Source organism: Bacillus cereus group sp. Bce041, assembly GCF_052646455.1.
Map to the genome: position 1 here is coordinate 25,699 of NZ_JBQXON010000003.1, position 12,368 is coordinate 38,066.

Genomic DNA, 12,368 nt, shown 5'->3' on the forward strand with positions numbered 1-12,368 from the left:
GTGGTTAACCAAATCCAGATACTCTTCTACACCCTATTTTTTACTTTTCTAAAATAATTCCTGCTATTTCATTAGCATATTTTTTAGAGTCAAATCCATCATAGTTACTTAGTACTACAACAGTCAAATATTCTTTTGGAAACCGCATGAAGTATGAACGATAACCTGCCCAGCTACCTGAATGTTCCAAGTATCGACAGTTAAAACCTTCTGCAAGCCTTAGCCCAAAAGCATAATCTTCATTGTCAATAATCGTTTCCCCAGTTGGAGAAATTTCCGGACCTATTTCGCTCATTCTTTTAACAAGTTCTTTTCCGCCAACGGTACCTGTAGTTAAATTTTCTCCCCACTTTACCAGGTCTTCGACTGTTGCATGAACTGCCCCATCACCTGTATGTTCCCAAGGGCTTTCATAGACCATATATGCTCCTTGTTCATTCTTTGAATACCCCCTAGCAATTGATATAGTAGTTGGGTAGCAATCTACAATTGTTGTGTCTTTCATATTTAAAGAATCAAAAATACGTTCTTTTGCAAACTGACGTAAAGACTTCCCGCTTACCTTCTCTACCACCAATGACAATAAAAAATATCCTGTATTGCTATACTCAAATTTTGTGCCAACAGGGAACCTTGCAATTTGATGACCATTAAGGTGTTTTAGCGATTGTTCCACAGTTAATATATCAGTAAATTTAATATTTTCTGCATGAGCCAATTCCATATAATCAACTAGTCCGCCAGTATGATGAATTAGATGCCTCAATGTTACTGGTTCAGCATATGTTCCTATAGAAGGGACAAACTTTACAATTGAATCATCTAAACTCAATCTTCCCTCTTGTTCTAAGAGTAATATAGAAAACGCTGTAAATTGTTTAGAAACTGAGGCGATATTAAAAACGCTCTTTGTGGTTATCGGTAGATTTTCCTCTATAGAAGCTAAGCCAACTGCACCTTTATACGTTACTCCGCTATCAAAACTGGCCATATATGCAAAGCCAGGAACTTTTGGTGAAAACTTTTTTAATAATTGTTTAATCAATGTATGCGTCTTTTCATTATATGTATTATTCACCTTAATCACATCCCCTTCTCTTTGAATGGTTAGGAATACAATAAAAAATACTATATATATAAAATGTCAAATTCTCCTTTCAAAATTTAAACTTTTTAATGCATTATGCCAAGTACTAAAGGAAAGCAAAAATTATTAAAGAAATTAATAGTCTACCTTAGGATTGCTCTTAACAGGTTAAAAGCTTTTACAAACAAATTTTAGCAAACAATGTCTTCCCCCTCTTTTTTTATGACAGTTTTTTGATTGGAATGAAAGCCAATAGAATTAATTATTGAAATATACAAAAAATCTTAATATAAACAATATTTTACAGCGCTTCTTCTATAACGTAAATATTCATTTTAATTTATTTTCCACATAACAAAATATTCTACTTGAGAAATTATTGTTCCGTGGAAATTTTTTCTTTTTCACCAAATGGAAGAAGAATCCAGACTGTTAGCGCTTTTCGTATTACTCAAACCTGATAACAAGCATGCGTTCTCCGTCAAGTGTACTTCAGCAAAAGTACTAAATCCTGGAGTGTCACCTGTATGCCTCCCAATCGGAACACAGGTTGGAAGCTTAGTTTCATCCTTATAAATAAAAAAATAGGGGGAGCCTATCGTGACAGACTCCTCCTAAAATACAACTCTCGTATACATATCGGAAATGAATTTATTTTACTAATAGTGAATATTCACCATTTTTATCATCAAATTTATACACATTCAGATAATATTTCCCTGGTTTCGCTACGAATTTTCCCTTTATAGTATTTCCTTCATCTTCACCACAAGCTACATAATTTTGCATATCTGATTCATGATAAAGTACCCATGTCATCCCAATATTTTGTTCATTTACCACAGAAATCTCTACTTCTTTTGGATCTGTAACATTAAACGTATAAACATCTGTTTGATCAGGAGTAACCAGATTTCCTTTTACAAGCGTATTAAACGGGAGTATCTTCTCTTCTTCAAGGGACCCGCCTGTTTGCGGATCTTGTTTTACAGTAACTTTTGTCTGTTCTATACTTTCTTTTCCTCTACTATCTTTCACAGTTAGTTCCACAGTATATGTTCCTTTTTCTCCATATATGTGGGTAGGATTCGCTTTTGTACTTGTTATACCATCCCCAAAGTTCCATAGATAAGAAATAACTTTTCCATTTTCACTTGTTGTACCATTGCTATGGAATTGAATTTCTTCATTTACTATCCCGCTGTATGGTCCATTCATATTTACTATAGTAGTCGTTTTTTCTTTTTCCTCTGTCGCAACACCATGGAAAACAATATCATATTCAAATTGATTAGCTGCATTCACACGATAGTTTACAAAATAGGATGTAACTGTTTTATAACCGCTCCACCCTTTTTGGGATAACTGCTCTAAAGTTTGATTTACTTGTTTACTCATCGTTTTCCAATCTTCAGACTCACCTTTTGATATCCCACCAACGTACGTGCCTTCCACGCTAAATGTGTTAAAGAATTGCGACTCATGTTTTGTAATTTTTGCATCTTTTATATTTGCTACATCTACAATTTCGTTTTTCACTTCAGCTAACGGCTTTGGTGCGTGTTGAATTAAATAATCATTTGTTACTTGAGGTACATTATATTTATCTTGATTATCAGTCAACTGCTGCATATATGCTTGATATTCTGCATTCAATTGTGTATTCAATTGTGTATTTTTGCTTAATAATTCACGATACGCATCATAATTTTTCACATCGTTTGCACGGATTAAATCTTGAAGCTTATCAAATGTATCAAATTGATGATTATACAAATAAGACTGTAGTGCAAAGGAATACTTATAAAAGTCCCAAGATCCATATTTGGCGAACAAAGTTAACGGCTTGCTGGATCAGATGATAAGCCACTTATTATACTTTTACGTGGAACAACATTGTTTGTACGTGTAGATCCTGCAAAAAATTCTGCATTCCCTTCTTGGAACCAAGTTAACCGTTCATTTTGATACATTTCTCCGCTTCCAAATAAACCAGGAACCTCATATCTTCCTTGTAAATAATGAGTGAATTCATGACGGAACAACTCTTCTAAACTATAAATACTCTGCTTTGGCGTACGCTCATATGTAAAGAAAGTCCCCTTCTCTTCAATATAAATTCCACCGTTGTTTGTTTCATATCCATATAATTGTCTATTTAATTGATATTCATCTGGATTATTATAAATTACTATTGTTAGTACATCATCAGCATTACCCGGTTCTAGTGCTTTATCATTTCCAATTACACGGTGATATTGTGCTTTTACTTCCTTGGCTGCCCAATATAATCTCTTAATTTTTTCTTCTGTTACTTTATCTCCCGTCTTAAAGACAATAGATCCGTCATCAAATATAATTTTTTTCAAATACGTAGAAATATGGTTTAACCAGTAATCAATGATCAGATCTTCTTAACTTAAGTAAACCTAAATCTATTTGTCTCCATACAGAAAGAGATAAATAGTTTTGTTCCTATTCATGAAATAGTACAATATATGCAAAATTACATATCTAATTAATTGCTTTTAATGTTATATTTTAATAGCGATGAATGCTATTATTTCATAAGTTGTCAACAAGCGTTATGTATGTATGAGAAAAAGGAAGGAGCCAAATAGGCCCCTTCCTTTTTCTACTAATTAACTAAATTACTCTCTGGTAAAAATTTAAATAGTAATGCTCATTTACAGGCGTCTCATTATGCATTAAACATGCTAACTTAGCTTGCTGTCGGAAAAAATAAAAACGATAGCATTAAGTTATTAAGAGACAAAAATTCATCAACACGAAGACAGCTTTGTCTTGGCTAGATAAATTTGGTGATAAATACAGGAAGTAACTCTTACGATTCAATGATTCTTTTTCCTGCCTTCTACCCTTGCCACTTCTGTTTCATGACTTGTAAATAGAGATCTTCAAACTCGTTAAAATGGACGCGAAAAACACCTAATGTATCGATATAAGCAGAAATCACATCTTTTTCATTAAAATGGATACCTTCCTGTGCTAAGTCATAGCTATCATTAAGGCTGTATAAATCAAAATATTCTTCTTCCCAATACAGGCCTCTATTTACTAGTAATCGAGTAGAGCAAGTAATAGCTTGTTTAATATTCCATTTCTGAGCTACTAACTTTTCATTTAAGACTGAAAGAAGGATGTTTACCGAGGGGTTTTCATCAACTATGCGGCTATATGACAGTAAAGCCGATTCTATATATATCAGCTTTGCTTTAGACATTAAAGATATCTCCATAATTTCATATGGCGGGTGATCATTTGCTTCAATCAACCTATCGCACCATGAAATAACCTCCTCTCTATTCCAAAGTCCGCAGCCTAGTCCTAATGCATACAAGTGGGCTAAAGTTTGATAAGATTTCAATATGGTTCACCTTCAATTTAACTGTATAGTGGTATTGCATTCATTTTGGAAATAATCACGCTTAGTAATAAATATAATAAGCTGCCCAAACGGACAGCTTATTTGCATTAAAAACGCTACACATGAACTTTTTCTTTTTTTCGACGCACAAGCCACCAAACTAAAGATAGCAGTACTAGGGGAAACGGAAATATCTGAATAAACAAAAATACTTCCCAAAAATCGTGCATCGTACTACCAGGGGAATCTGTTGCCATCCCGCCAATAAAAAAAGACAATGGAATGACAAGTATATTTATACCTAAGCTAATCATTAGGAATGATAGATTTTTCTTCCAGATTACTGGTAATGCAGCCACGATTAATAAAACCAATGCAGTACCCAGTATAAGAAACAGTGCTCCAAATAAAAATACAAAGTATAAAATAGCATTGATTAAAGGTTCCACAATAGCCCTCCTAAGGATTCATTCTATAGAAACACTCATGTTATTTAGAAAGTCAGGATGCTATACCTCTTAGTTGTCTTTCAATTTCTTCATCGCTATAGTCTTCATTTATCTGCTTAGAATACTTAATCTACTTGCTTATATTCTGGACTGCGTTAGGACATATGTTTCTATTGTACAACCAGCTAGCAAGAAACCCACACTTATCCCTGCTAATACGGTACCTTTAAAGGCTCTGTTCATATTCATTTGCCCCTTTTATCTTTTCGTATTTTTTCTCCATCCATAGACAGTCCATTATGAACGTTTTCATTATAAGTATTGTCTGCTCCTTACTATCTGTTTCGGCCCTGATTCTTCTCGTTTACCGTTTCAGTATTACGCTTCAATTCGCATTATCATCACATAAAAAGGACATACCTATTCATATATATACCTTTATTATTTTATATTGAAATAAATAATGGTTCAAAGTTATTTTGTGAAAATTATACAAAAATTAATAATTCATCAATTACCCAACAATAGATAATATGGATAAAGAAAAAATACTAGAGAATATCACATTGTAGTAGTCTCTAGTATCTTTTCATAGTATTTTAGCGGCTATGCAATACGGAGGGATAAAAAAGGACCTCTTACGGAAAGATAAGAGGTCATCAAAAAGATAAAAATGTTGTATTTGAAACACGCGAGTTTCTAATTCACATCATAACACAATATATTTGTATATTCAATATATACATTAAAGATAAGGAATATTACATCATTGAAGATTACGGTGAACCAGGAGATAGTGTTGAAAATGAACCTACTTTGCGCAACATTTTCCCGAAAAAGTATGCGGATGTCGCACCTGCTAAGACATTTTGAATAATCTTTGCAGCTGCTACATCAACGGGTAATTTATTGTATTTCCAATCTAGAGAATCAATTGTCCAATCCCATACTTTTAAAACTAGTGAAATAGATCTTTTTAATTACATACTTAATTTATTTTTTAATGTCCAATATTTTTCTCCATTAGCTTCAAAAGAGAATTCTACCCATCCATTCGGATCTTCACGATAAATAAAGATGGTTGTTCCAGGAGTTACTGTACCAACTTTATTCTCCTCGACAGCTACATCTGGTCTACTTTTAATTTTTAATTTAAATGGATAAGGTACCTGATAGTAAGTAGCTGATAATACAACATTTGAGCTTGAACCGCCTGCATACATTTTATATGGAATTTCATTAGATAACGCGTCGACATCTAATGTTTCAGGATTCTTTGGTAATTTTTTTGCATATGTATAGTCTTCTACACGAAACGGTTTAATACGTTCCATAATACCCGCAATTTTCTTAGCCCAGCCTTTATCTGATGCATATTTCACGTTCATGCCAGTTAATGTTGACCCGTTATAATACATACCACTTTCTTCTAAATATCTTTCTCGTACATAATTAGCGTTATAAGCAATGCTATCGCCGTAGCTTGGTAAATATTTCGCATATTTAAACGGGTCTCCATCATATGCACGTAGACCGAATAAATTATGTTTTTGATATGCAATTTCTGATTTTCCGTATCCAGATTCTAAAATCGCATGCGCCGCTAAATAATGAGCACTCACGCCATATTGATTTTGCGCATTGATAAAATCTTGTCCATGTCCAACTAAGGGACTATCTGAATGATATTTTGCAATAAAACTATCAATCTCTTGAGCTGTAATTTTCGAAGCCACTGTTAAATTTAAATCTTCATATGAGGTAGCAGTAGTAATCTCTTTTTCATCGTTTAAATTTTGTTGTAACATATCTGTTTTTGCAGTAAGTTGAGCAGCTTCAGCACGTGTTATAAATCTATTTGGTTGCCAACCGTTCTCGGTACCATTAGAGATTTTTAAATCTATTAAAATATTGGCATATTTTTCTCCCCAATGACCTTTTAAATCTTCAAATCTAACCTGATCATTATGATTTGGTGTGCTTTGTAGTTTATATGCATTTACTAGCATCGTAGCCATAGCAGCGCGAGTTACTTTTCCGGATGGATTGAAGATTCCATTACCTTCACCTTTAACAATCCCAGCTTTTTCAGCAGCAGCAATATAAGGAGTAGCCCAGTGATTTTGTGAATCTGTAAAAGATGGTTTTGCATTAGGGTCAATTTGTATCCCTAAAACTTTTGTCATAATCTTTGTAGCCGAAGCTCTGTCTAAGGAATCATTTGAACCAAAAGTTCCATCTGGATAACCATTTAATACCTGTTTATCAACTAAATAGTTAACGGATTTATCAGCCCATGTAGGAACATCAGGGAATTTATGAGTATCTGCTAAAATATTAGAAGAATAGGATAATATAACTCCTGCAAGGATACCTGTTGCAATTAATTTATGCTTCATTAAAATAAACACCTCTACCATTGTATTTATCAAATTGAAATTTTCTATTTTTATATTTACATGTTTGTAATAATAATAAAATCGTATTATCACGCATTCAATTTAATGTAACGAGTATAGTTACTTATATACACAAGTGTCAATGAATTTCTTTCACAAAAATGCATAATTTTTACATTATTTTGCAATTGAATTATGTATAAATTTTGTAAAGGACCTTTTGATAGATTTTACCTGAATAAATCTCTTTATTTGTTAATTTGCCAATCTTTCTTGTTTACTATTAATCAATTAAAAAAAGAATTTTTTTTGTTTAAGAGCTACTTTAAAATCTTAAGTTGATGGATGTGTGAACGTACCGCTACTAAAATTCTTGCTTTTAAATCATTATTACTGTATTATATTTACGTATCAATATAAGGATTATATTATATAAAAAGGAATCAAATCTATAAGTAAGATTTAAATCCTTTTCGAAATCAAAAAGACTTTGTCAAAATCTAATATAATTTATGCTTGTCTTTTTAATATGTATCTAGTAAAAACATATTTTTTATCCATAGAATTCTGTTTTCAATGATAGGAATTAGTGTTCTAAACAAGAAACCGTACAAAGTGATCTGAAAAACCTGAGAGATATTGTATGTAGTTTGCTCATCTCCAGGTACTACAATAAAAGAGCCTTACCTTTCTAGGCAAGACTCTACTAGTTTAGTTGTATACTATTTACATGATAACTAAGAAACAGAAAACATATAACACCAAATAACAGCACCCTATTACTCCTCCTACAGCTAATACCTGTTTTACCCAACTCTTAAATTTTTGATTACTGTAAATCGCTTGCACTCTTTCCATATTTCCTCCTATTAAGCAGAACCCTTAAAGACTCTCACCTCGCTATAGTACCATTAAAAAATGAATAATAGAGATCTAATGTATAAATATGCAATATTGCATACGAAAATGTATTGTTATAATTGTAAGCGCTTACTATAATAAGGTTATAAAGATTTATTACATCTTAATACGAAAAAGAGGAGAGAATAATATGGAAATCGCAATGGCAGTTTTAAAATTTATAGGTGGAGCAATCCCATTAATTCAAGAACTACTAAAAGCATTTATGTAAATTCACTATTTAGCAATTATTTATAAAAATTATTATACAAATGATCTGTATATCAAAAATGAATTGGTTTACAGATCATTTGCGTGATCAAGGTCCCTTTAACATGACTAATGGGCCTTTTTAAAATTTTTAAATAATTAAGGTTACGTCACATCACCATCAAGTTAGCAAAATAAAACGAAACTTTAACTTGATGGTGATGGGGTAACAGTTGTGATTTAGAGATAAGATCAGATTATACAAAGTTTTGCACGTCAGCGATACCGGAAATAAACTTCGCCTTTAGTAGCAAGAATCCCCAATAAAGATAGTCAACTTGCCTATTTAGGAATAAGAGTGTCAATTTAAATAATGCATTCTGAAACACTACTCTTCTTCTAAAATAGCGTAATAATATTCATCCCACCATTCATTCCCATGTGGTATACACTTCCTGAAATAGCCTTCTCTTCTCATTCCAATCTTCTCCATTACTCGATATGATGGGGTATTTTGTGGCTGACATGTAGCTATAATCCTATGTAATTTCATTTCCTTAAAGCCATATTCCAATGTAGCTTGTGCTGCTTCAGAAGCATATCCTTTATTGAAATATTTAGGATTGAACACCCAACCAATCTCATATGTATGCTCACCAAAATATTTATGAAAAACTATATGACCAATCAGAATATCTTTATGAATTAATACTACAGGAAAGTTCTTAGCGTTTTCACCAATGTTTTCATTCACAAAGTTTCTTGTATTTTCTTCAGTAAAAACCCCTTCAGGTATGTATTTCATAACATTGATATCTGATGTATACTCATGAACAGCTTGCCAATCTTTGAACTCAAATTTCCGTATTAATAATCTTTCTGTTTTTATAAACATTTACTTTTCCCCCTCAAAAAATTGCAACTATATTTTAAATCCACATTTAACCCTTAAAACAAAAAGAACTTGTAGGACTCTCTACAAGTTCTTTTTGTTTTAAGGTGAATATACGAGCCAAACAAACTATCTTACAGATTGACTGTAGAAACTTTAGGGGTAATGCTTTGACAAATATATTATATAACAAATATTAACATCCACAGGATTTATTTTTGAAAATTATGTGAATTAAGAAAGGAAGTAGTTTTTTCTTAGCTATTATTATTATTAACTGACGGTATCATTATATTTTATTCTGCAACTTATTTAGAAGAGCTATGTACATTTCGAAGAAGTTCTTCAATAAGTTTTGTTTTTTCATTTACCTTTGTGGCATATGTGAAATCACCATAACAATATGGATACCTAAAATTATTTTTATTTCCACCACAAGTATACATCGCTGGATTTTGATCAACTTTCATCTTAGAAAACTTTTTGGCTGAATCCTCCGAGTGTTGTTTAACTTCTTGACTAGCAACAAAATCAATATAACCTGGCCCCATATTATAGCTTTGAATAATTGTATCCATGCTAACATCCTTGTCCGTTCCATATTTGTACATTTTAGCAAAGTGTTTTACCCCTTGTTCAATGCTCAAGCTTGTCTCTTGAATTTCATTTGGCTTTAATCCAAGTGATTCAGATGACTGCATAGGATCGTTTCCCTCACCTCTACTCTCTTGATACATAATTCCTAATAAAATTGGTGTTTTCTCTCCTAAATTATATTTTTCTAATTCTTTTTTTAAGGTAGACTCATATTGCAATACACGTTTTTCGGTGGCTTGCGCTTTATTTTGTTGAATATTGGTTTTATGATTAAAATATAGCATTCCAAGTATTATTACTAAGCCTAAAATACTAATAAGGAACACTTTTATAATTTGTTTTTTACTTGTATCCTTCATATATTCCTCCTCGTATAAAAAATTAAATTTTTCAAAGGTAATTGGTTATTTACAAACTATGTAATGAACATCTATCTCCCGCCCTTTTTAGACTCAAACATCAATACTTTAAGGTTTTAAGTTTAATATAAAAATTTAAAGATAAGGTAAAGATAAGATAAAGATAAAATAAAGGGTATTTTTTAGCGTACTTTAAAAGATATTGCTACAAAGGGATATATGGGACAACTTGTTGATATGAATGGATTTAGTGATAATTGAAAGGTTATTGTACAAGTTATTAATTATGGAGACATCATTCCAGAAGATTTAATCCATCTTTTCAATATGCTTTATATAAAAACCACAACATAACATATAATAAAAAACGGCGAACCCTCCACCTAGGAGAATCCACCATCACAAATAACTGATTATTTCACACCTAGTTTTTTTGCTTTCTTAGGGATCCCGTCTTCCAGCACTTCCTCTCAAGCTGTTACACCTGGAATATAATGTGATTGCATTTGAAACAGGGCTTTGGGAAGCAGCAGCTGTTCAGCAAAATTTTGATAACTCAACCGCTACAGAAGCGATGAAACAATCCTTATACTCTGTATGGAAAACTGAGGAACTTGAACAATTATTTACCTATATGAAAGAACAAAAAGAAAAAGGAAAGCCACTCACATTAGCTGGTTTTGATATGAATTTGTTTTATAGATCTTCATTCCGCTCTTATGCAAAAGAATGGTTGCAAAAAGTAAATCCTGAAGTAAAGAGTGAATTTGATACAGCAGTGTCAGAGTTGATTGAACTGGATAGGTATTACAATAAAAATAAAACATATCCCTATGATCGGTTTAAAATGGAGATACAGCCCGTAATTAACAAGTTTGAAAAGGTTAGAATGTTTATTCAGAATCATAAATCTGAATTGATTCAAGTTACACCACATCCTACGTATGATGTGAAAGTCAGAGGTGGCATCTCCTCACCTAACCTGACAGACTATTCTTTTTATATCCGAGATCAAAAAATGGCACAAAACTTCGCATGGCTAACTGAAATGCAGTATGGAAACAAACTGGCCCCCTTTAACAAGTAATAATTTGTTCTGCACCCATGTTGATAATTCTTCTGGTAATCGGAATGTAACGGAACCATGTTGCTCTTTTATAATGACATAGGGATTGCGGAATTCTTCTTGAATGCCGATTCCAATCACTTGATACAATTTCCTGCACTGACTCGGAAACAATATATTTGGAATGTCTAATGATTCAATTTCATGAAAAGAATGACGGAATCTCACATCCATTGCAAATACCATCACACCAACTCCCAGCTATACGTAAAACACAATTAGTATACCGATGAGATCTATGTTGCGTGCAGAAATCCCCGTTTTCTCCCCAGACTTATCTACAAGAATAAAAAAGGAATCACAAGATATGTTCCCTTTTCACTATTTGTTTTCTACACTTTTAATTCCAAGATTTCTAGATGCTGAATAGATCCGCCCCCTGGCAGGTAGACATCTTCCTCCTTCAGCAGGTATACGGAACTTTCCGTTTCTACTAGTGATGGAAGATTGCGCACGCCAAATAATAATACTTTTCCCCTATTGCCCAAATGACGTGGGGTATGCATGGAAATCGTAAGGTTGTTTATGCATGTAATTGTTCCTGTTCTTAAACATTTTCGGGTATCTATTTTTATTATGTTTTGCTTTTGTAGTATTTCTTATTTTTATTGTTTGATTGTTATGACTGGCATTTGCTCGTTTTCGGAAATTTCACTGTAACCAAAATAAAGTAGAAAAAACAATAAAATAATTGTCCAAATAAATATAAACACTTTATAACTATACTTCATATGAAAAACCTCATTTTCCCTATATAAGTGAATGTACATACACCCTATAAATCTAATTACATAAATTATCGGATGTTTTAGTAGTAGAGAATCATTAAGTATTAGGAATTGTTATTCATAAACATATCCAAGAATTCTTCAAAAAAATATCATCTAGGCATTTTAACATTTCATCAAAATGCACAGATGATATTTTGTACGTTTAGCTTGGTAATGCTTTTTATGTAATG

At 32.3% G+C, this 12,368-nt stretch carries 9 protein-coding genes and 3 pseudogenes; 3 read left to right on the forward strand and 9 right to left on the reverse strand.

Annotated elements, in window-relative coordinates:
- Positions 1–40: 40 nt before the first annotated feature.
- The 4 genes and pseudogenes from ACUN13_RS11810 to ACUN13_RS11825 all read right to left on the reverse strand — a co-directional run bounded on the left by ACUN13_RS11810 (position 41) and on the right by ACUN13_RS11825 (position 4,924).
- Complete coding sequence (locus tag ACUN13_RS11810) at positions 41–1,078, reverse strand: serine hydrolase domain-containing protein (protein ID WP_100651621.1); 1,038 nt, start codon at positions 1,076–1,078, stop codon at positions 41–43.
- Between the two features lie 660 nt (positions 1,079–1,738).
- Positions 1,739–3,453 (reverse strand): annotated as a pseudogene (gene colA, locus ACUN13_RS11815) (collagenase ColA); the annotation flags it as partial.
- Between the two features lie 509 nt (positions 3,454–3,962).
- Positions 3,963–4,475: a hypothetical protein gene (locus ACUN13_RS11820; protein WP_000844534.1), complete on the reverse strand. Its 513-nt coding sequence runs from the start codon at positions 4,473–4,475 to the stop codon at positions 3,963–3,965.
- A gap of 116 nt (positions 4,476–4,591) precedes the next feature.
- Positions 4,592–4,924, reverse strand: coding sequence for a hypothetical protein (locus tag ACUN13_RS11825; RefSeq protein ID WP_000433525.1), 333 nt, complete (start codon positions 4,922–4,924; stop codon positions 4,592–4,594).
- A gap of 747 nt (positions 4,925–5,671) precedes the next feature.
- Here ACUN13_RS11825 and ACUN13_RS11830 point away from each other — a divergent pair.
- Positions 5,672–5,779, forward strand: a pseudogene (locus ACUN13_RS11830) (peptidase M56); the annotation flags it as partial.
- Here ACUN13_RS11830 and ACUN13_RS11835 read toward each other — a convergent pair.
- Positions 5,767–5,880, reverse strand: a pseudogene (locus ACUN13_RS11835) (polysaccharide deacetylase); the annotation flags it as partial. The pseudogenes ACUN13_RS11830 and ACUN13_RS11835 overlap by 13 nt on opposite strands.
- A 24-nt stretch (positions 5,881–5,904) precedes the next feature.
- Positions 5,905–7,323, reverse strand: a complete 1,419-nt coding sequence (locus tag ACUN13_RS11840) for an S-layer homology domain-containing protein (RefSeq protein ID WP_445423787.1) — start codon at positions 7,321–7,323, stop codon at positions 5,905–5,907.
- Positions 7,324–8,269: 946 nt separating this feature from the next.
- Here ACUN13_RS11840 and ACUN13_RS11845 point away from each other — a divergent pair.
- Positions 8,270–8,455, forward strand: coding sequence for a hypothetical protein (locus ACUN13_RS11845; protein ID WP_001987408.1), 186 nt, complete (start codon positions 8,270–8,272; stop codon positions 8,453–8,455).
- 366 nt (positions 8,456–8,821) lie between these two features.
- Here ACUN13_RS11845 and ACUN13_RS11850 read toward each other — a convergent pair whose 3' ends face one another.
- A complete protein-coding gene (locus ACUN13_RS11850; protein WP_000470150.1) occupies positions 8,822–9,328 on the reverse strand; it encodes a GNAT family N-acetyltransferase in 507 nt (168 codons plus the stop codon).
- A 305-nt stretch (positions 9,329–9,633) separates the two neighbouring features.
- The gene (locus ACUN13_RS11855; RefSeq protein ID WP_000655735.1) at positions 9,634–10,281 is read right to left on the reverse strand and encodes a lysozyme family protein; all 648 of its coding nucleotides are present in this window, start codon (positions 10,279–10,281) and stop codon (positions 9,634–9,636) included.
- Between the two features lie 496 nt (positions 10,282–10,777).
- Here ACUN13_RS11855 and ACUN13_RS11860 point away from each other — a divergent pair, with 496 nt between their 5' ends.
- Positions 10,778–11,368, forward strand: a complete 591-nt coding sequence (locus ACUN13_RS11860) for an erythromycin esterase family protein (RefSeq protein ID WP_002042143.1) — start codon at positions 10,778–10,780, stop codon at positions 11,366–11,368.
- Here ACUN13_RS11860 and ACUN13_RS11865 read toward each other — a convergent pair.
- A complete protein-coding gene (locus ACUN13_RS11865) occupies positions 11,321–11,593 on the reverse strand; it encodes a hypothetical protein (protein WP_002164541.1) in 273 nt (90 codons plus the stop codon). The two genes, ACUN13_RS11860 and ACUN13_RS11865, sit on opposite strands and share 48 nt — an antisense overlap.
- Positions 11,594–12,368 lie beyond the last annotated feature (775 nt).

What these genes read in the sequence shown, in the direction of transcription:
- ACUN13_RS11840 (WP_445423787.1), bottom strand. Translation starts at nt 7,323, where the DNA reads ATGAAGCATAAATTAATTGCAACAGGTATCCTTGCAGGAGTTATATTA.
- ACUN13_RS11845 (WP_001987408.1), top strand. Translation starts at nt 8,270, where the DNA reads ATGCAATATTGCATACGAAAATGTATTGTTATAATTGTAAGCGCTTAC.
- ACUN13_RS11850 (WP_000470150.1), bottom strand. Translation starts at nt 9,328, where the DNA reads ATGTTTATAAAAACAGAAAGATTATTAATACGGAAATTTGAGTTCAAA.
- ACUN13_RS11855 (WP_000655735.1), bottom strand. Translation starts at nt 10,281, where the DNA reads ATGAAGGATACAAGTAAAAAACAAATTATAAAAGTGTTCCTTATTAGT.
- ACUN13_RS11865 (WP_002164541.1), bottom strand. Translation starts at nt 11,593, where the DNA reads ATGGTATTTGCAATGGATGTGAGATTCCGTCATTCTTTTCATGAAATT.